The 19,740-nt window shown below is 38.7% G+C and carries 17 protein-coding genes; 7 read left to right on the top strand and 10 right to left on the bottom strand.

The annotated features are described in order from the left end of the window. The first annotated feature begins 42 nt into the window (after positions 1-42). The gene (locus tag ACYU0V_RS08435; RefSeq protein WP_068563019.1) at positions 43-2,007 is read left to right on the top strand and encodes a multicopper oxidase family protein; all 1,965 of its coding nucleotides are present in this window, start codon (positions 43-45) and stop codon (positions 2,005-2,007) included. A gap of 301 nt (positions 2,008-2,308) precedes the next feature. Continuing rightward, positions 2,309-3,652 (top strand): PepSY-associated TM helix domain-containing protein, encoded by a 1,344-nt coding sequence (locus tag ACYU0V_RS08430; RefSeq protein ID WP_461849765.1) that lies wholly within the window; start codon positions 2,309-2,311, stop codon positions 3,650-3,652. A 138-nt stretch (positions 3,653-3,790) separates the two neighbouring features. Here the strand turns inward: ACYU0V_RS08430 and ACYU0V_RS08425 are convergent, their stop codons facing one another. Further along, complete coding sequence (locus ACYU0V_RS08425) at positions 3,791-4,411, bottom strand: TetR/AcrR family transcriptional regulator (RefSeq protein ID WP_461849763.1); 621 nt, start codon at positions 4,409-4,411, stop codon at positions 3,791-3,793. A gap of 166 nt (positions 4,412-4,577) precedes the next feature. Here ACYU0V_RS08425 and ACYU0V_RS08420 point away from each other — a divergent pair, with 166 nt between their 5' ends. After that, positions 4,578-6,155 carry an MFS transporter gene (locus ACYU0V_RS08420; protein WP_069123413.1) on the top strand — a complete coding sequence of 526 codons (1,578 nt, stop codon included), beginning with the start codon at positions 4,578-4,580 and terminating at the stop codon, positions 6,153-6,155. Next, entirely contained in the window at positions 6,152-7,237 is a 1,086-nt protein-coding gene (locus tag ACYU0V_RS08415; protein WP_461849762.1) for an HlyD family secretion protein, read from the top strand. The genes ACYU0V_RS08420 and ACYU0V_RS08415 overlap by 4 nt, the downstream gene beginning before the upstream one ends. An 87-nt stretch (positions 7,238-7,324) precedes the next feature. On the opposite strand, the gene ACYU0V_RS08410 is transcribed toward ACYU0V_RS08415, so the two are convergent. From ACYU0V_RS08410 to aptA, 3 genes are all read right to left on the bottom strand, one after another. Continuing rightward, positions 7,325-8,716 carry an amino acid permease gene (locus tag ACYU0V_RS08410; RefSeq protein ID WP_005075928.1) on the bottom strand — a complete coding sequence of 464 codons (1,392 nt, stop codon included), beginning with the start codon at positions 8,714-8,716 and terminating at the stop codon, positions 7,325-7,327. A gap of 104 nt (positions 8,717-8,820) precedes the next feature. Further along, positions 8,821-10,389, bottom strand: a complete 1,569-nt coding sequence (locus ACYU0V_RS08405; RefSeq protein WP_461849760.1) for a CoA-acylating methylmalonate-semialdehyde dehydrogenase — start codon at positions 10,387-10,389, stop codon at positions 8,821-8,823. A 109-nt stretch (positions 10,390-10,498) separates the two neighbouring features. Continuing rightward, on the bottom strand, positions 10,499-11,881 hold the full coding sequence (aptA, locus tag ACYU0V_RS08400; protein WP_349914754.1) for an omega-aminotransferase AptA: 1,383 nt from the start codon (positions 11,879-11,881) through the stop codon (positions 10,499-10,501). A 97-nt stretch (positions 11,882-11,978) separates the two neighbouring features. On the opposite strand from aptA, the gene ACYU0V_RS08395 reads away from it, so the two are divergent. Continuing rightward, positions 11,979-12,896: a LysR family transcriptional regulator gene (locus ACYU0V_RS08395; protein ID WP_133480327.1), complete on the top strand. Its 918-nt coding sequence runs from the start codon at positions 11,979-11,981 to the stop codon at positions 12,894-12,896. Here ACYU0V_RS08395 and ACYU0V_RS08390 read toward each other — a convergent pair. The 3 genes from ACYU0V_RS08390 to ACYU0V_RS08380 form a co-directional block, all read right to left on the bottom strand. Next, positions 12,893-13,081 carry a type II toxin-antitoxin system Phd/YefM family antitoxin gene (locus tag ACYU0V_RS08390; protein ID WP_000435195.1) on the bottom strand — a complete coding sequence of 63 codons (189 nt, stop codon included), beginning with the start codon at positions 13,079-13,081 and terminating at the stop codon, positions 12,893-12,895. The two genes, ACYU0V_RS08395 and ACYU0V_RS08390, sit on opposite strands and share 4 nt — an antisense overlap. A gap of 61 nt (positions 13,082-13,142) precedes the next feature. After that, complete coding sequence (locus tag ACYU0V_RS08385) at positions 13,143-14,411, bottom strand: DcaP family trimeric outer membrane transporter (protein ID WP_461849758.1); 1,269 nt, start codon at positions 14,409-14,411, stop codon at positions 13,143-13,145. Between the two features lie 156 nt (positions 14,412-14,567). Beyond that, the gene (locus ACYU0V_RS08380) at positions 14,568-15,245 is read right to left on the bottom strand and encodes an RraA family protein (RefSeq protein ID WP_461849756.1); all 678 of its coding nucleotides are present in this window, start codon (positions 15,243-15,245) and stop codon (positions 14,568-14,570) included. 210 nt (positions 15,246-15,455) lie between these two features. On the opposite strand from ACYU0V_RS08380, the gene ACYU0V_RS08375 reads away from it, so the two are divergent. Then, the gene (locus ACYU0V_RS08375) at positions 15,456-16,433 is read left to right on the top strand and encodes a hydroxyacid dehydrogenase (protein ID WP_005305610.1); all 978 of its coding nucleotides are present in this window, start codon (positions 15,456-15,458) and stop codon (positions 16,431-16,433) included. Between the two features lie 75 nt (positions 16,434-16,508). Continuing rightward, complete coding sequence (locus tag ACYU0V_RS08370; RefSeq protein WP_461849754.1) at positions 16,509-17,828, top strand: MFS transporter; 1,320 nt, start codon at positions 16,509-16,511, stop codon at positions 17,826-17,828. 60 nt (positions 17,829-17,888) lie between these two features. Here ACYU0V_RS08370 and ACYU0V_RS08365 read toward each other — a convergent pair whose 3' ends face one another. The 3 genes from ACYU0V_RS08365 to ACYU0V_RS08355 all read right to left on the bottom strand — a co-directional run bounded on the left by ACYU0V_RS08365 (position 17,889) and on the right by ACYU0V_RS08355 (position 19,693). Further along, a complete protein-coding gene (locus ACYU0V_RS08365; protein WP_002113797.1) occupies positions 17,889-18,587 on the bottom strand; it encodes an IclR family transcriptional regulator in 699 nt (232 codons plus the stop codon). A 203-nt stretch (positions 18,588-18,790) separates the two neighbouring features. Continuing rightward, positions 18,791-19,249, bottom strand: coding sequence for a DMT family transporter (locus tag ACYU0V_RS08360; RefSeq protein WP_461849753.1), 459 nt, complete (start codon positions 19,247-19,249; stop codon positions 18,791-18,793). A gap of 9 nt (positions 19,250-19,258) precedes the next feature. Then, on the bottom strand, positions 19,259-19,693 hold the full coding sequence (locus ACYU0V_RS08355; protein WP_032063377.1) for a DMT family transporter: 435 nt from the start codon (positions 19,691-19,693) through the stop codon (positions 19,259-19,261). Between the last annotated feature and the right edge of the window lie 47 nt (positions 19,694-19,740).

Genomic DNA, 19,740 nt, shown 5'->3' with positions numbered 1-19,740 from the left:
TAATTAAGGGAGAGGCCTGATTTTTTCAGGCCTATATTCATTATGAAAATAGCCCATTTAATATTATGCACGCCTCTAACTTTAGTAAGTTGGTGTGTATCAGCAAATGATTCTTCTGAACGTGTATTAGAAGACCCACCCGATATGGCTGTTGCACGTAATCATGTCGCATTACTTGCTGCACCGAATCCTACAAAGTCATTAACAAATGCACCGCAAATGCAATCTTCAAACGAAGCATTGTTTACTTGGGAAGTTAAAAAAACGAGGAACAGACTTTGGAACCCAGCGACAAATCGTTATGACGAAGTCCTTTTACGTAGTTATCAAGGTACAAATACGCAACCCAGTACGCCTTATATTGCTCCGACGATTGAAGTATTTCCTGGAGAAACTGTACGGGCAAATTTAGATAATCAACTTGATATAGACCCGATTACTCACAAAAAATTTCCTAAAGACCCAAGTTGTACTGGCGATCATTTTGATGTGAATAAACCCCATTGTTTTGATGGCACCAACATGCACACTCACGGTTTATGGATTAACCCAGCAGGAAATAGTGATAACGTTTTAATTTCGATTAATCCGGGTGTTAATTTCCAATATGAATACAACATTCCACCCGATCATCCAGCTGGAACATTTTGGTATCACCCACATCGACATGGTTCAACCGCTATTCAAGTTGCAAGTGGTATGGCCGGTGCTTTAATTATTCGTGGATACCGTCAGCCTACCCCAAATAAGACAGGTGATTTAGATTTACTCACTTATGGTTTTAAAGAAAGAACGTTAGTTTTTCAGCAAATCCAATATGCTTGTTATGATGCTAACGGAAATATCGAAACCGATAATAATGGGAACTATATTTGCCAAAACAATCAAATTGGTGAAATTAGAGATTATCAGGGGTTTGGCCCTGGTGATTGGGGGAAATCAGGCCGATATACGAGTATTAATGGCGAAATACAACCGTTCATTACTCAAGCGGTTGCAGGACAAGTTGAGCGTTGGCGAATGGTACATGCAGGTGTCCGCGACAGTATCAACTTAAGCGTTCGGCAAATGCAAAATATTCCTTCCAAATTCGATTTAAACCCAATGGGTGAAAAGAAATTATTAAGTGAGAGCTGTACAGGGCCTATTGTGAACCAACACCTGATTGCAGCCGATGGTCTAACCTTTAAACAGGTTATGGATAAAACAGTTACCGTTTTTCAACCGGGTTACCGTTATGATGCATTAATGCAATTCCCGCAAGAAGGCCGTTATTGTTTAATTGATGAAGCGGCTTCGGCTTCGGCTAACGTGGACCGTACACTTTCACAGAAGCACTTACTCGGTATAGTTCAAGTCAATAAAGCCAGCTCTGCTACGCAGTCTTTAACAACGGCTTTAAGCAATAATGCATATCGAAATATTGCCCCAGATATGCGTCCCGCAGTTCTTCAAGATTTACAACAAAATCTAAAGCTTAGTCATTTTGTTCCTCATCAGGACTTACCAGCAACAGCAAATAAACAATTTTTAGAATTTAATATTGATACAAATGCTGATCCAGTTCAGTTTCAGGTGAATGGAAAACCGTATCAACCAGATCGAATTGACCGTACGCTCGAGTTAGGCAAAACCGATGAATGGATACTCACCTCTAAATTAGCCAGCCACCCTTTTCATATTCATGTAAACCCATTTCAAGTCGTGGCAGTGTATGACCCTAACGGTAAAGATGTCAGTGATATAAATGCCGTGGATGACTATGACAAAACGGCTGCCCCTGATCCACAATATCGCGGTCTAAAAGGGACATGGAAAGACACAATCTGGGTTAAAAACGTACAAGGAGCCAGTTATAAAATCATTGTAAGAACCAAGTACGAACGCTACATCGGTGACTTTGTATTGCACTGCCATATTTTGGATCATGAAGATCAAGGCATGATGCAAAATATTCGAATTAGTCTTCCTGATGGAAATGGTGGAGTTTCACAAGGCCATCACTAGTTTTGGACTGCAGTAAAACTTTATTTTAATAAAACCGCTTATATTAAAATAAGCGGTTTTTTAATACTAATAAGGAAGCAAAACAGTTTGAATTATATGTTGTAGAGTTATCAAATAAGGTCTTAAATAGTAAATAGAAAAAGTTATAAAATTTACCAAGCAATAAAAACTATTTAATTATTGGCTTAAAAAGTGCACATCAGAGCTACTCAAATAATTTAATAATGGTTACTGCACAATCAACATTAAAATAAATAACTCGTTATAATCCAGTCTAAAATCTGATAGACATTATCTTCCGATGCTGACTCAATCATCTTTCTGGCGTAGTCTTTTCCGTTTGATTCATATTTATGCTGGTATTTTTATTGCACCATTTATCTTGTTCGCAGCAATCACTGGTTTACTCTATGCAATTACACCACAATTTGAACAAGCCATTTATAAAGATGTTCTATATGTTGAGCCACTGAATCAAACACCACATAAGCTGAGCCAGCAAATTGAAGCCGCAAAGCAAGTAATGCCTAAGTCTGCACAAGTAATTGAAGTTAGACCAGCTCCAAGCTCTAATCAAACAACTCGTGTAATATTTTCAGACCCTATCCACGATTTTACAAGTGAAGCCGTTTTTATTGATCCTTTTACACTTAAAGCTCAAGGCCATCTAGCGGTTTATGGTACGAGTGGAGTGCTACCGTTTCGAACTACCCTTGATCAACTGCATAGTAATTTATTGCTAGGAAAATGGGGCCGCTTTTATAGTGAACTGGCGGCAAGCTGGTTAGCCATTTTGACTTTAACTGGACTGTATAATTGGTTGAAACGGCGTCAAAATCTTAAAATCAGGCAAACAAAAAAAAATAGATTATTAAGATGGCATAGCACGTTGGGTTTAACTTTATTTCCTCTCTTATTAATAATCGCCGTTACAGGTCTTACATGGTCTGAATGGGCTGGAGATAATATTCGAGTTGCTCGTCAGTGGCTCAACTGGCAAACCCCAACTTTAGCAACTTCCCTTCAAACAGATAATTTACCTACAGTAATGCACCATCAACATCATGAGATGCCTCATAGTGAAAATCTTAATTTAAATATTGTCTCTACTGAGTACGATACTGCTCTTTCAATCGCCAGAGCACATGGCATTGATGCAGCACAGATACAAATCAAACCACCGACTAGTGGAAATCAAGCTTGGACTGTAGCCGAAATTCAGCGTAAATGGCCAACTCAAGCAGACAGTATCGCCATAGATATGGAACAACACAAAGTCATCGATCAACTTGCGTTTAAAGACTATTCGCTAGTGGCAAAACTCACTCGTTGGGGAGTTGATGCACATATTGGGGTTTTATTTGGCTGGATAAATCAATTGGTACTCGCACTTTATGCTTTCGCACTCTGTATTATGATTATTTACGGATATAGAGCTGAGTTTAAAAACTCAAATTTAAAACTCATGACAACTCACTTTGTTGGTCAAAGCTTATCAGTTTGGAATCGTGCAACTGGATCACAAAAAATATGGTTAATATTGGGGGGACTCGTGTTAGGTCTCAGCTTACCTGTTTTTGGTTTTAGTATTTTATTTACGCTGTTTATCTTTGCTATGCGTAAATATATTCCGTCTAAATCGTAAATCTTGCTAAAAAGGAGTTCGGTTTCAATTCAACTCCTTTTTTAACTAAAAATTTCAAAGCAAAGATTTTACTAATCTCGAAATTTCTCGAGAATAAAATAATTTTAAAGTATTTTTTTAGATCATTGAATAAAGAAACTAACTCTGACAATACTTAATATTTTTTAAAAATAAATCAACCGCATACTCAACCCAAGTACTAATTTCATTCTCTGATATTAAATAATCAGGATGCGTCAAACATTTTAGATGAGCATCACTTCTTAATAACGATAAAAATATATTCGCAGCAACTTCTGAAGAAGAGCTTAATTCAATTTCGCCCTGTCTAACGGATTTTTCTAGATATCCTGCAATGATATTTGCCAGACGCTTTGGACCCAATTCAAAGAATTTTTCAGATAACTCAGGGAATCTTACAGCTTCTGCAATACAAACCCTAAAAAAAGCCAAACCTGAATGCGATAATATAAAACACAGATAGGTCTTCCCAATTTCAGTTAGAGCTGAGCGTAAATTGTCAGCTTTTGTCTCAACTAAAATAATTTGTTTTTGCATGTTGGTACATTGACGTTCAATCACCGCTGCAAACATCGCTTCTTTATTCTTATAGCAACCATACATTGTTGCTTTTGAAACCCCCGCTTCCTTTTGAATCATGTCGGTCGTTGTGCCACTAAAGCCGTGGATCAAAAAAAACTTTGTTGCTGCATCCAGAATTTTTTGATCTTTTTCATGAGCTTTCGTTAAACCAGACATATTGACCTTATAAAAATTTTAGCGATTTCGTTCTAAGTGTAACTCATCGAAAAGTTCAAAATCGAGAATTGACGGAAATTTAATTAAAGAGTAGAGTACCGATCGGTACAGTACAGTAAATATCTACTCCGTGCAATGAATTGATGTTTAAGATTTAAGGTAAAAGATGAATACAAAGCCACTCATCGGTTTAGCAGGTGCAATATTTGCTGCAATGACTGTTGAATTTAATAACCGAATTACCAGCATTACTTTAGTCGACATTCGAGGTGCAATGGGCATTAGTGTCGACTCGGGTTATTGGGTTAACAGTATTTACGCAAGTGCAATGATTATTGGAATGATCCTGTCTACGAGTTGGGCAGTCATTTTTTCTATGCGCAGAGTTCTTCTTTTTGCTATAGGACTTTGCCTTTTTTCTAGCGTTTTAATTCCTTTTAGTCCAAATATCGAAATCTTTTATCTATTACGTGGCTTACAAGGCCTCGCTAATGGTTTAACCATTCCTTTACTCATGGCCTGTGCGCTTAGATTTTTAGGACCTGATATTCGACTATGGGGATTAGCCTGCTATGCATTAACTGCGACGTTCTTTCCCAACTTAAGTACTGCACTCTCAGCTTTTTATTTAGATGTAATTGGCTGGAAAATGATATTTTTTCAAACCATTCCTTTTTGTGCGCTAAGTGCTGCTCTGGTGTATTTTGGGATTCCCCAAGATCCTCTTAATTATTCAAGAATAAAAACTTACGATTGGATGGGTGCCATTTTAGCAATTATTAGCTTAGCGAGCCTGAGCACCATGTTGTTGCATGGAAATCATTTAGATTGGTTCCATTCCCAATTAATTTGTGTATTGGCCTTAATCAGTGCGATTACTTTACCTTGGTTTTTCATACATGAATGGCGCTATCCTTCACCACTCATTAAACCGCAAATGCTCGAAATCAGAAATTTTGCTTATGCTGTTTTCGCACTCTTTTGCTTTGTCATTATTGGTATGTCTACCAGCACATTACCACTGAATTACTTAAGTGCAGTGCATGGCTATAAACCCACTCAGACCATGTGGATTGGCTTACAAATTGCGGCATTGCAATTTATCTATATTCCTATTGTTGTGAAGCTTTTAAATCAAGCTTGGGTGGATAGCCGATATGTACACGGATTTGGTTTACTTCTGGTCATTGCGGGTTGCCTAGGTGCAAGTCAACTTGATACCACATGGAATCAAGACCAATTTTATTTTTGGCATGCAATCTCATGTCTGGGGCAAACCTGTGTCGTGCTCTCGCTCTTAATGATGGGTACAAACAGTGTTCACCCAACCATGGCAATTTATGCATCCCCTATGATTAATACCCCGCGTGCTATTAGCGGTGTACTAGGTGTGTGTATTTTGGACTGGGTCAATCGAGTTCGCGGTGAATACCATTCAACACGACTGATTGAAAATACTGCTCAACATGTTTTCCAAAATATTCAAGGCCCTGTTATTAACCCACTTACTCCACCTGTGCTCACCGCAAATGGTGCAGATCGTGTTTCAGGTGGTTTATCTGCCCTAAATTCTGCGATTCAAGCGCAACAATCAGTTTTAGTTATTAGCGATCAATATCTCATCTTAGCTGGCCTTACCGCTATTTTATTCATCGTGATGTTGATTTTGCCAGTTCGAACTTATCCGCCACGTATTGCTCTCATTAAGTTAATGAATAGTCATAACTCAGGAAAATCTTTATGAGTACTCTCGAAGCCCAAGACACCACCCATACCGAACCACCCAAGTTAACCAAGGTGCAATTTCTCAAAAAGCATTGGGTTATGGCTATTGCGTTTATTATTGTCTTAGCATCTATTTTATGGGTTTTAAAACTTATATTTTTACCCTCTTCGGTTGTTGTAACAGACGATGCACGTGTAGATGTAGAGTACTCAACGATTGCCCCTAAAGTATCTGGCAATATTGAGGAAATTTACATTAAAGATCACCAGACCGTAAAAAAAGGCCAACTTTTAGCGCGGATTGATGCACGTGATTATCAAGCTGCTTTGGCTGAAGCTGAATCTAATTATGCAAAAGCGCAAGCTGACCTGAGTGAAGCAATGCTCGCAGTGGATAGACAACCCACTGTTATTCGAGAAACTGAAGCACAGCTGAGAAAAGTAGAAGCTGGAATTAAGCTCACAAAAGACAATACGGCACGTTATGAGCAACTACAGGCACTTGGAGCAGAGTCTAGATTAATTACACAGCAATCTAAGACTACTTTGACTGAACAATATGCTGACTTAGACAGCAGTAAAGAAAAAGTGATTGATGCACAGTATCAGCTCAATCAATACAAGATTCAGGTACAAGCCAAACAAGCAGCCCTTAAACAAGCCCAAGCGGCGCTTGATAAAGCAAAACTGAATTTGAGCTATACAGAGGTTCGTGCACCTATTGATGGAATGATTGGTCAAAAGTCAGCTAATGTAGGTAACTTTGTGAGTGCTGGTAATCCACTCATGGTGGTTGTTCCTTTAGATCAGGTTTATGTAGAAGCCAACTTCCGTGAAATTGAATTAAAAAAGATCAAGATTGGACAACCAGTTAATGTCTATGTAGATGCTTATAACGTTGAATTAAAAGGTGTGGTAGACAGCTTTTCTCCTTCTACTGGCGCATTTTTTTCTCCGATCTCGGCGACTAACGCGACTGGTAACTTTACCAAGATTGTTCAGCGCCTTCCTTTACGAATTAAGCTTATTGAAAATCAAAAAGACGTTAAATTATTACGTCCAGGTTTATCGGTTTTAGTCTCTATTGATACGACTAAATAGTTCGTCTAAATCTTGGAATATGAGAGAAAAAAGAGACCTTTTATGGTCTCTTTTTTAATTTATATATAATTTAATTTTATTGGATGATTAATCTAAATTCATGGCAACCGCTCTGGTTGCTTTACGCTTTCGCGTGACGAACAACCCACAAACAACCACAAGCGAAGTTACACCTAAAGATAAAGTGGTTTCATAACTATAGGCTGGTGAGAAGAACATATAAGCCAACACACTTAAAATAATGATAATGACAAACCAAGTTAACCATGGAAATAACCACATTTTAAATGGTATTTCCGCTCCAGCTGCTTCTAACTTATGTCTTAAACGTAGTTGTGAGAATGCAATAACTAAATACACCAGTAAAGCAATTGACCCTGTGCTTGAAAGCAATAAGCCAAATACTTTTCCAGGGAATACATAGTTAATGACACAACACACTAAACCAATAAAAGTTGAAGAAAACACTGCAATTGCAGGTACACCTGCATAATTGATTTTAGTTACTGCCTGAGGCGCTTCACTACGAGTGCCCAAACGAAATAGCATACGAGAGGACGTATAAATCGCAGCATTCATACAACTCGCAACGGCGATAAACACGACCGTATCAATGATGAGTTTAGTGCCTGGTACGTTCAAGCTCATTAAAACGTATTGGAATGTCCCGTACTTCTGTAAATCTGGTGAACGCCAATCGACAAGTGAAACGGCAATGAACATTGAGACCACAAAGAAAAGGATAATACGGTACAACACCAAATTGGTGGCACGTCTGATTTTCTGTTTAGGATTTGATGATTCCGCTGCTGCAATTGAGACAATTTCTACTCCAAAGAATGAAAATGCCGTAATTAAAATGGCAGATAAAATGCCTCCCATACCGTGCGGCATAAAACCGGCATTATTGTATAAATTGGCAACACCGCTAACATTTTTAGCTAAAGGCCAAATACCTGAAATTGCCAAAATACCAATAATAATGAAACCGATAATGGCCACTACTTTGACCAAAGAAAACCAGAACTCAAACTCACCAAAACTTTTGGTACTAAAAAAGTTGGCCAAGCTTAAGAACACAATAAAACAGAACGCATAGATAGAAACTGAAACGTTCGGAAACCATGAATGTAAAATTTCAGCACCTGCAATCGCTTCTACTGGAATCGCAAGCACCCAAAACCACCAATATAACCAACCAATGGTAAAGCCTGCCCAAGGGCCAATCGCTTTACGGGCATATGTAGAAAATGAACCAGTATCCGGCTCTAAAACGGCCATTTCACCCAACATTCGCATCACCAGAAATACCATAATACTGGTAATCAGGTATGCAAGAATTACTGCTGGGCCAGCCTTAGCAATTGCAGAAGATGAACCGACAAATAATCCTGCACCAATAACACCGCCAATACTAATCATTGTGATATGGCGATTTGAAAGTCCTTCGCCTAATTTTTTTGTTGTATCATTATTCATATTTCAATCCTTAAAAATATATCTATAAAAACAATCTATTACATGTTTAAAATCCTACGGTAATGAAAAAGGGAAAACTTAATGTTTTCCCCTTATTGCAATAATTAATTTAAAGTTGGCATTGAAAATTGTTTTGCTTCACGGACCTGAGCAGACGGCCAACGTTGCGTAATGGTTTTACGGCGTGTATAAAAACGGACACCATCTGGACCATAAGCATGTAAATCACCAAACAGCGAACGCTTCCAGCCACCAAAACTATGATAAGCCACAGGTACCGGTAAAGGTACATTAATACCGACCATACCAACTTGAATATGGCTGCTAAAATAGCGTGCTGCTTCCCCATCACGGGTATAGATACAAGTACCATTGCCATATTCATGGTCATTAATCAGTTGCATCGCTTCTTGCATGGTATTCACACGCATAACTTGCAGTACAGGACCAAAAATCTCTTGCTGATAACTGGTCATATTTGGTGTGACTTGGTCAATTAAAGTGGGCCCCACAAAGAAACCTTTTTCGTAGCCTGCCGGTTTTGCATCACGGCCATCTACTACAATTTTTGCGCCTTGCTGTTCTGCACTTTGAATATAGGCTTGTACCTTGTCTTTATGTGCTTGGGTAATAAGTGGCCCAAAGTCGTTGCTTGCATCTGCATAGTTGCCGAACTTCAATTTTTTCATTTCTTGAGTCAGCTTATCAATGACTACATCGGCAACTTCATCACCAATAGCAACTGCTACCGAGAGTGCCATACAACGTTCACCTGAAGAACCAAAAGCTGCGCCTAACAATGAAGTTACTACGTTATCAATATCGGCATCAGGCATAATGATCGCGTGGTTTTTTGCACCGCCTAATGCTTGGCAACGTTTGCCTGTTGATGTTGCGGTACGGTAAATATATTCAGCAATTGGTGTTGAACCCACAAAGCTAACCGCCTGAATACGAGGATGATGCAATAAGGCATCTACCGCTTCTTTGTCACCATTCACCACATTAAACACGCCGTCAGGTAAACCCGCTTGTTTTAATAGTTCTGCAAGGTATAAAACCACAGAAGGTGCTTTTTCAGAAGGTTTTAAAATAAAGCAGTTACCGCAAACCAGTGCCATTGGGAACATCCACAAAGCCACCATAGCTGGGAAGTTAAACGGTGTGATTCCAGCGACAACACCTAACGGTTGGAACTCGCTCCATGAGTCGATATCTGGACCGACATTTTTTGAATATTCCCCTTTTAAAAGCTCTGGTGCGCCGCAAGCATATTCAACGTTTTCAATACCACGTTGTAATTCGCCTTGAGCATCATGAGAAATTTTACCGTGCTCTTGCCCAATCAAAGCGCAAATCTTTTCAGCATTTTGTTCTAATAATTGTTTGAACTTAAACATGACACGCGCACGTTTAATGACTGGTGTATCTTGCCATGCAGGAAATGCTTGCTCGGCTACCTGAACTGCTTCATTTACCGTTTGAGCATCTGCAATTTCGACTTCTTTACTAATTTCACCCGTCGCAGGATTGTAAACTGGCTGTTTTCTTGCCGTTTTAGATACAATTCTTCCTTGAATGAAATGCCCTAGCACTTTTTTGGCTTGTTCACTATGCGTACTATTTTCAGTTAAAACTTCTTCATAGCTAAAATCTTCTAGGCCATTTGTCATTGTTGTTACTCCTTACTACAATTAATTTTCAGATCAAACTGTATTTTTCATTTAGTTTTTAAAGAGCATCTATAAGACTTTACCGATGCTCTTAAAATGTCTATAAGCCTTAATTCACTTGATAAAGTGCATCGCCAACGGCATTCAATAAGCGGTCAATATCTGCTTCTGTACTGTTAAACATTGGACCGAACTGGAGCGTGTCGCCTCCAAAGCGAACATAGAATCCTTCTTTCCAAAGTTTCATACCAATCTCGAAGCCTCGGATTGTGGCATCACCATCACGCGGAGCTAACTGCAACGCACCTATCAATCCACAATTACGAATATCTAAAATGTGCGGCGCGCCTTTTAAACCATGCAGCATTTTTTCAAAACTTGGTGCTAACGCCGCAGATTGAGCTAACAGGTTTTTCTTTTCTAAAACTTCAAGCGCAGCTAAAGCAGCCGCACAAGCAACCGGATGCGCCGAATAGGTATAACCGTGGGTAAATTCAATGGCATGCTCTGGTAAGTCTTGCTGCATAAAGGCAGAGTAAATTTCATGGCTTGCCACCACTCCACCTAAAGGAATGGCACCATTAGTCACTTGTTTCGCAAAGTTCAAAATATCTGGTGTTACCCCAAAGTACTCTGCTCCCGTCCAAGTTCCTAAACGGCCAAAACCTGTAATTACTTCATCAAAAATTAACAAGATGTCATGCTGATCACAGATCTCTCTTAAACGTTGTAAATAACCCGTTGGTGGCACAATACAACCCGCCGAACCAGAAATAGGCTCCACAATGACAGCGGCAATATTTGAAGCATCATGTAGCTCAATTAACTTAAGCATTTCATTGGCAAGTTCTACCCCGCCTGTTTCTGCACAGCCTTTGGTAAAAGTTAAATTCGGCTGCAAGGTATGAGGTAAATGGTCTACATCCATAAGCTGACCAAACATTTTACGGTTGCCACCAATACCGCCTAAGCTTGTTCCCGCAACGTTTACACCATGATAGCCACGGGCACGACCAATCAATTTAGTCTTGCTTGGTTTACCTTTAATGCGCCAATAAGCTCGTGCCATTTTAATAGCGGTATCTGCCGACTCTGAACCCGAGTTGGTAAAGAAAACGTGTTGTAGTTTTTCAGGCATATGCTGAACAATTTTATCTGCCAACTTAAAAGACAACGGATGACCAAACTGAAAAGCTGGTGAGTAGTCAAGCTGACCTAATTGATTACTCACCGCTTGTTGAATTTCAGGCAAGGTATGACCAGCTCCACAAGTCCATAGGCCTGAGAGTGAGTCGTAAATTTCACGGCCCGAATCATCAATTAGGTATGATCCTTTTGCGCCCACAATCATGCGCGGATCTTTAGCAAAGTTCCGATTTGCAGAGAAAGGCATCCAATGTGCCTGATAATTTATGTGCATATTATTATTAGTTTGAACCGCATCCAAAGTATGCTCTGAGTCACTGAATTTATCCGTATCAAACATAACCATTCCTGTTTATTTTCAAATTATGGTTTGAGTGTACATAGCGTGATAAGTTTGATAAATTCAAATTATCTTGAGTTTAGATTTAAAAAAACAAAACTAAATGAAACCCAAAAAATTAAATCAAGTCACTGATTTTGATATTAAATTACTTAAAATATTTAAAACGGTTTGCGACTGTCATAGTTTTACATCTGCAGAAAGCATTCTTGGCATTAGCCGTTCTGCAATCAGTTTGCATATGAGTGATTTAGAAAATCGTCTGGGCATTCGACTATGCCAACGTGGTCGCGCAGGTTTTGCCCTGACCGATGAAGGACGAGAAATTTTAGAATATATCGAAGTACTTACGGCAGCGATTGAAGACTTCCGCTCCAAAGTTAACCAAATGCATAATCGTCTTAAGGGTGAGTTTAATATCGGCATTATTAACAATCTTGTGACGATGCCTAGAGGCTATATCACCAATACGTTGACCCAACTTGCAGAGGAACATGCCGAGGTTATTATTAACATTAGTATGAGTACTTTGTCAGATATTGAATGCCGTGTGCTCGATAACCGTTTACATGCAGGTGTTATTCCACTTGTTACGCCTTTGTCTGGTCTAGACTATTTCGATTTATATAGTGAAAGTTCATTTTTGTACTGTGGTAAAAATCATCCCTTGTTTAGCCAGTGCAGCAATATGAATCTAGATGAGTTGAAAACATGGCAAGCAGTCCTTCCTAATTATGCCATCACACCAGAAGCAGCAAAGTTGCACCAACTTTTAGACTGTAAGGCGACAGCAAGTGACCGTGAAGGCATCGCATTTCTGATTTTAACTGGAAAATTCTTGGGTTTTTTACCCGACCATTACGCAAAAAAATGGGTTGAAGATGGTTTTATGCAAGCTGTTTCAAAAGAGAAAATGTATTACAGCACCCCTATATGCTTAATTACTCATAAGGGTAAAAACCACAATAATATTTTAAAAACTTTTATGGAGATGCTTGAGAAGCGGATTGTTGGGGGTTAAAAATCTTTGTTTTTTAATTTATTGAGCTCAAACATTGCATTTTTATATTCAAGGTATGCTTTTTCACTGATTAGAACCACAGCATCTTTCTCTTTTCGTGTAATTTTTACGGCGTAACCTAACAGCACTCTTTCCATGACTTTTGAAAATTGTGATCTTGCATTTGCATAATTAATTTGTTCCACAATATTAGTCCTAATCAGATAAAAGAAAGCCACTTTTGATATTAAAGTGGCTGTTGTTACATTAAAAATTGTATCGACCTAATAAATTGATTCGAGATAATTTCCCTTCTAAATCTGAAAATGTTTCTCTCTTTCCATAGGTATATTCAACGCCAAGATCGACTTTCTCAACAGGCGTCCAAAATAAATTGACGCTTGCATTGATTAGCCTTTTATTTTGATCAGGGTTATTTTCTGAAAAATTTGAATCTTTATAGATAAGGCTACCAGCGGATAAAGACGAGCGTAAATTTTCATTCCATTTGCGCAGATACCCTAACTCAATAGAATCAAATTCACTTAAATACATCCGATTTTGATCAAAGTAGAAGGCATCATTATCTTTTGAATAAAGCATGTAACGGTTATCACCAGCGATGTGATAATAATTAAACACAACTGAGTCATTTTCAGAAAGCTTATACTTTGTGCCTAATCCAGCCCCCCAAGCAAGTTTAGTTTGCTCTTCATCCGTGTCAGAAACTGCTCGATTTTCATGAAGCATGCCGTGCAATTGAACCAAAAAATCTGGATTCTTAAATTCATATCGCATAGTTAATGCAGGAAAACGGCTTCCACCTTCTACATTTTTATTTTCAACATCACCACCTTCCAAAGCGACTAATAATTTTTGTTTGGCATCAACGATGTGCTGATAACGGATTTGGATATTACGCTGAGTTCCAGTACCCATTGCTCCTGTAAAATCAACCAAACTTGGAGCTGTATCACTATTCACAAAAGGTGAAGTCGTCTGACCAATTAACCAATTTCCTAGTGAAATATAAGCGTGTCTAACCCGAACCGAACCATTACCGTTATCCCCACCACTTCCCATGAAGTCGGCTTCTAGCTTTCCAACCAAATCTCCTTTCGAGGTGGGCTTAACAATATCCACCCCTACACGTGAAGTCGCGGCAGAAACATTTAATGATTTGCTTGTTGAGTTTGAATTGTCTAATGGTATTGATCCTGTCTTATTCGCAATTGAACGCGTTGAACCTTCAAAATCATATGCAGTATCAACACGTATATTTCCATAAAATTTAATTTTAGTCTGTTCAGCCGAAACAGGCTTGTCAGTGTTTGATGTTTTGTTTTGACTCAATTCAGGTGCTTTATTCAATCCGTTATTTTGATTTAAGTTTTGCCTCTCCATGAGATAGTCTATTTGCTGTTGTAATTTAATTATTTTTTCATTTAGCGCTGAGTTATCTTCGCTTTCAGCTTTGGCTTGCTGCAAAGTCATACTCATTAATAATGATAAAGAAATTATCCCTTTATATTTCATGTCCTTTTCCTTTAGACGAAATCACATAGACCGAATTGAAATTTCCTATTTTTCAATCAGTAAAATAATGATTATTGAATTAACTTTAGATAGGCTAACGAAGCTCAATCATTGACTTCGCTAGTTCCCTTCCTGTTTGAATAACTTTGAATGACCTTATTCCGGTAATTCACATCCTTTTTGTTTTAAGCTGTTAATCACCCAGCTACGGTCATTTTCACCTATGGCGATTTGCTCTAATTGCTTTTGTTCAGCGGCATGTTTGGCGCTTGCTTTCAGATAAACTTCTTCAACTTTTGCATAAGGCACGCTTAAAAGCCCATCTTCATCACCTAAAATCAAGTCTCCAGGTTCAACCACCATTCCATTAATCGCGATAGGAACATTAATTTCCCCAGGTCCGTCTTTATAAGGTCCTCGATGTGAAATTCCTGCCGCAAAAAGTGGAAAATCTCCCTCTCCAATGACAACCGAATCACGAATCGCGCCATTAATAACGATGCCAGCTATACCTTTCTTAATAGCATACGCAACCATCATCTCTCCAATTAATGCATTGGTTAGATCGCCACCAGCATCAACCACAATGACGTCTCCCGGTTGGGCGATATCAATAGCATAGTGCAACATCAAGTTGTCACCCGGACGAGCCTTAACTGTAATGGCAGGCCCACAAAGATATCCCTTTTTATGCATTGGTCTTAATTGAGCCCCACCTGAAGTCATTCGATTCATTGAGTCACTGACATTAGCGACTGGTAGATCTCGATATTGCTCAATCCATTTTTGCTCAACTTTTCTGTCGTTTTTTAGCACTCTAAAACCAATTGCCATAACTTTTCCCTTAGATCAGTTTTCTTGTGCAAATTAATATGACAGCATTTTTTTGAAATGTCATTTCATTTTTAATTAAATTTAAACTAAAATTTACTCAATTTTTAAATTTATTTTTTCTATTGACTATTTTTTTGAAATGACGTTTTAATAATATGGATTATTAAGGACGTATTTTGCTCGAAATACTTAAATGGAGTGTAAGTCAAAATGAAACGTAAAGTTCTTATCACGGGGCCAACATTAACTTCAGATGCGTTACTGTATGCTCAGTCCCATGATATTCAGTTGATTCCAACTGAACCCTACATGGCAAAAGATGAAATGGAAAAACTCATCCATGATGAACAACCTGATGCAATCATTGTTCGAACAGGCAAACTTTCTAGAGATATGATTTTTGCTTCTGATAATTTAAAAGTGATTGCAAAACATGGTGTTGGGTTTGACACAATCGACACTCAAGCTGCTGCTGAACGAAAAATTCCTGTCACTATTGCCGTAGGCGCAAATGCACAATCTGTTGCCGAACACGCTTTTGCACTCATGTTCAATGTTGCTCGACAAGTCACATGGTTAGACCAACGTATTCGAGAAGGTCATTGGGACAAAGCAAGTGCAAATGGTGTGGAGCTTTATGGTAAAACACTGGGCTTAATTGGTTTAGGGGCAATCGGTAGCATACTCATGAAGTTAGTGGCTCCCTTAAACATGAAAGTAAAAGTATATGATCCGTTTTTACAAAATTTGCCAGAGCTCGATTATGTAGAACAGGAACACGACTTTGAAAAACTTTTAGAAACCAGTGACATTATTAGCCTACATTGCCCACTTACAGCAGAGAATAGACACTTATTTTCACATGCCCAATTTGAAAAGATGAAACGCTCAAGCATCTTAATCAATACAGCACGTGGTGAATTAATTGATCAGGCTGCATTAGTTGATGCACTAAAAAATAATAAAATTGCTGGTGCAGGTTTAGATACCTTTTCTTCAGAACCACCAGAAAAAGATAATCCACTATGGGAATTACCTAACTTGGTTGTGACTCCTCACATAGGAGCAAACACAACAGATTCACGTAATCGCGTCGGTCTTTTAGCACTTGAACAGATTGTGAGTATTTGGGATGGCCAATTACTAAACCCACGAGCTATCGCTAACTGGAAGTTACTCAATAGCTAATCATGGAACTCAATTGTTTCTAAGCTTTTAGATGCGAGAACAATTAAAATACTGAATATAAAAAAGGATTTTTTTATGTCTACAGAATATTCTCAAGTAAGTGCGATTGAACGCGAAACGATGCGCAAGGTAGCGTGGCGATTACTGCCTTTTTTAACACTTTGTTATGTCATCGCTATTATTGATCGTGGCAATATTGGTATGGCTTCATTACAAATGAATGAAGACCTTGGATTAACAGCTACTGCTTTTGGTTTTGCCAGTAGCTTATTTTTCTTTGCATATTTTCTATTTGAAGTACCCAGCAACCTCGCCATGCAAAAATTTGGAGCAAAAGTATGGATTGCTCGAATTATGGTGACGTGGGGAGTGATTACAGCCGCAACAGCATTCGTTGAAAGCTCCACATCATTATATATTATGCGATTCTTACTCGGCGCTGCCGAAGCAGGTTTTTTTCCGGGTGTAATTTTATATTTAACCTATTGGTTGCCTGCAAACTATAGAGCCAGAATGGTTGCAATATTTATGGTGGCTATTCCGGGTGCAAACTTTATCGGTTCACCACTATCTGGACTTTTATTATCGCTAGATGGCTGGATGGGCATGCGTGGGTGGCATTGGCTATTTATTTTAGAAGGTATCCCTGCCATTTTATTAGGTATTGCCTGCCTATTTGCACTCACAGATCGACCAGAACAAGCAAAATGGCTCAATAGCGAACAAAAAGCTTGGTTAGTTGAAAGATTACAGTTTGAACGCCAACAAAAAACCCCAATTGGCCATATTTCACTATGGCAACTTTTAAAGAATAAATATATTTGGTCTATGATCATTATTTATTCTGGTGCTTCTGCTGCTGGAAGTACAATGAGTGTTTGGGCACCACAATTAATTAAATCATTTGGTTTGAGTAATTTAGAAATCGGTTTAGTAAATGCGATTCCTTATGGCTTAGCTTCTATTGCAATGATTTTTTGGGGTCGTAGTTCTGATCGTAAAAATGAACGCCGTTTGCATACAGCAATCACACTATTGATGATCTCATTTGGTTTATTAATTGCTTTGTTCACGTCTTCACTTATTGGCACAATCTTTTTACTCAGTATCGTATTAATTGGTGCTTATTCTATGAAAGGTCCTTTCTGGGCTTTAGCATCCTCATGGATGTCACCGACTACAACGGCGGCAGGTCTAGCAGCCATTGGTGCATGTGCTAATTTAATTGGTGGCGGCATGATGGTGAATATCTATGGCGCAATTCATGATGCAACAGGAAGCCACGCTATTGCCTTACTTCCACTTGCAGCCTTAAATCTCGTGTCGGCTATCATGGTTTTCGTTATGTCTAGAAAGAAAGCTGTTTTGTTTAGCCAACCACAAAGTACTTCATAAACAACATACATAAAAAGGGGCTAACGATTTAGCCCCTTTTTTATATCTACAATATTAGAATTAATTACGAATACTCTTACCACCTAAACTTTTGGTCAAATCATCTGCAATTTTGAAGAAAAAATCCCCCACAGATTTTGCAATTTCCGCAGTAAAACGACTTGATGGTCCCGAAACGACTAATGCTCCAACTACATCATTTTGAGCGTCAAATACTGGCAATGCCATTGAAGCAGCATGTGGTTCGGTTACACCCGTTGAATAAAAAGGTTCAGTTCTTGCTAAAACTTGTTCGTGTGTTGATCGCAATGCTTGAGCGCCTGCTGCCCCATCCATTGGTCGAACTTCGCCCGGCTGAATATGAACACGCAGTCGATGGGTAGAGTTCACTCTATATTGGCAAAGACGATATGCCCCATGTTTAACGTAAAATGAAGCAGTTTCACCAGTTTCATCAACAAGTTGCTGTAAACACGGCACCACATGTCTTTCTAGATCTAAAGCATCTTGATAAATTGTATTTAAACGCATAACTTCGCTGGCAAGCGTATATCTGCCATCCGAAAGACGGTTAACAAAACCAAAATCTTCTAGCGAAACGATTAAGCGCATGATGGTTGCTTTATTTAATTCTGTTCGTTCTGCGAGTTCTGCTAGGGTTAAAGATTTATCACCTATTCTAAAAGCAGTTAACAAAGTTAAAAGGCGATCAGCCGATGCATTTCCGCTTGTTGCTGGGTGAGGTTTAATTTTAACCATGTTTTTCCTACAATAGCTTGATATCAATTTTAATGTATTGAATTAGGTTTTTAACTTTACCATATTTCTTATATTTTAATTCTATCTCTCGACAGCAACTTCTTTCATTTATCAAAGTACTTAAAATATGAAGTATAGCCTCATTATTAGTATGCTTTACGACTAACAATGAGAGCTATATTAATTTCAATTTTAAGCGTGTATTACGCTTCTATCTTTTTGGCTTTACTACTTGAATAGATAAAATATAAAGCAATCCCTAGGCAGATTAGCGCTCCTAAACGATACGGTGAAAAAGAGAGCATTTCATTACCAAACCAGCCAAAGTTATCAATCAAGATACTCATCAAAAGTTGTCCAAAAATTACAGCTACCGTAGCTACGGCAGCTCCAATTCTTTGCACGGCCATTACCATAATGACAATATACGGCACTCCACACATAGCACCCAACAACTGCCATTTGGGAACATCTAACAAGGTTAAGGTTTGTTTTGGTTCAAAGTAAAAAATAAGGAGTGCCGTAATTAAAGCACCGACTGAGAAAGTCAAAAAAGCACTACGAAATACACCAACTTTTGCTCCAAGTTGACCATTAAGTGCAGCCTGTACACTCAATAAAGCACCACCAATGACGGCGAGAAGGATCATTAAAATTGTCATGCGGGTCTCCTATGCTTTTGCGACAAGTACAAGTGCAGCAACAATAAAGATGAGTGCCAAAATTCGTTTACGGTCTACCTTTCGGTGCGGAGTCCCCAACAAACCATAATGGTCGATGATCAGACTTTTAGACACCTGACCCGCTAAAATGCCTATCATCGTCATGGCAATACCGATAACTGGAGTGGTAATGGTCAAAATAATGACGTAAGCAGGACCCAAAACACCACCGAGTAATTGCCAAGATGGAAGCGTAAAAAATGAAGGACTATTACGTGGACTAAAAAACAGCATGAGTAAAAAGGTAAGTGCTGCACCCACACCAAAAATACTAAAGGTAGCCCATAACTCACCCACTTCCTTTCCTAACGGCCCTAGAAGCCCTGCTTCGACCGATAGCCCCATTCCTCCTAAAATGGTTAGGAGTAGTAATAGAATTTGCATCTACATTGCCTCTTCTGTATCTAGGCAACGAATACTAAGGTAGCCAA

The sequence above is a fragment of the Acinetobacter sp. X9 genome (genome assembly GCF_054889255.1).
Note: the sequence above shows the minus strand (reverse complement) of the source record. Positions and strands in the feature narration are given on the sequence as shown.

Excerpts from the sequence above, each read along its gene's own strand:
- ACYU0V_RS08355 (WP_032063377.1), bottom strand. The coding sequence starts at position 19,693 with ATGCAAATTCTATTACTACTCCTAACCATTTTAGGAGGAATGGGGCTA.
- aptA (WP_349914754.1), bottom strand. The coding sequence starts at position 11,881 with ATGGTTATGTTTGATACGGATAAATTCAGTGACTCAGAGCATACTTTG.
- ACYU0V_RS08395 (WP_133480327.1), top strand. The coding sequence starts at position 11,979 with ATGAAACCCAAAAAATTAAATCAAGTCACTGATTTTGATATTAAATTA.
- ACYU0V_RS08365 (WP_002113797.1), bottom strand. The coding sequence starts at position 18,587 with ATGGTTAAAATTAAACCTCACCCAGCAACAAGCGGAAATGCATCGGCT.
- ACYU0V_RS08385 (WP_461849758.1), bottom strand. The coding sequence starts at position 14,411 with ATGAAATATAAAGGGATAATTTCTTTATCATTATTAATGAGTATGACT.
- ACYU0V_RS08430 (WP_461849765.1), top strand. The coding sequence starts at position 2,309 with ATGCTGACTCAATCATCTTTCTGGCGTAGTCTTTTCCGTTTGATTCAT.
- ACYU0V_RS08370 (WP_461849754.1), top strand. The coding sequence starts at position 16,509 with ATGTCTACAGAATATTCTCAAGTAAGTGCGATTGAACGCGAAACGATG.
- ACYU0V_RS08415 (WP_461849762.1), top strand. The coding sequence starts at position 6,152 with ATGAGTACTCTCGAAGCCCAAGACACCACCCATACCGAACCACCCAAG.
- ACYU0V_RS08435 (WP_068563019.1), top strand. The coding sequence starts at position 43 with ATGAAAATAGCCCATTTAATATTATGCACGCCTCTAACTTTAGTAAGT.
- ACYU0V_RS08410 (WP_005075928.1), bottom strand. The coding sequence starts at position 8,716 with ATGAATAATGATACAACAAAAAAATTAGGCGAAGGACTTTCAAATCGC.
- ACYU0V_RS08360 (WP_461849753.1), bottom strand. The coding sequence starts at position 19,249 with ATGACAATTTTAATGATCCTTCTCGCCGTCATTGGTGGTGCTTTATTG.
- ACYU0V_RS08405 (WP_461849760.1), bottom strand. The coding sequence starts at position 10,389 with ATGACAAATGGCCTAGAAGATTTTAGCTATGAAGAAGTTTTAACTGAA.
- ACYU0V_RS08425 (WP_461849763.1), bottom strand. The coding sequence starts at position 4,411 with ATGTCTGGTTTAACGAAAGCTCATGAAAAAGATCAAAAAATTCTGGAT.
- ACYU0V_RS08380 (WP_461849756.1), bottom strand. The coding sequence starts at position 15,245 with ATGGCAATTGGTTTTAGAGTGCTAAAAAACGACAGAAAAGTTGAGCAA.
- ACYU0V_RS08375 (WP_005305610.1), top strand. The coding sequence starts at position 15,456 with ATGAAACGTAAAGTTCTTATCACGGGGCCAACATTAACTTCAGATGCG.
- ACYU0V_RS08420 (WP_069123413.1), top strand. The coding sequence starts at position 4,578 with ATGAATACAAAGCCACTCATCGGTTTAGCAGGTGCAATATTTGCTGCA.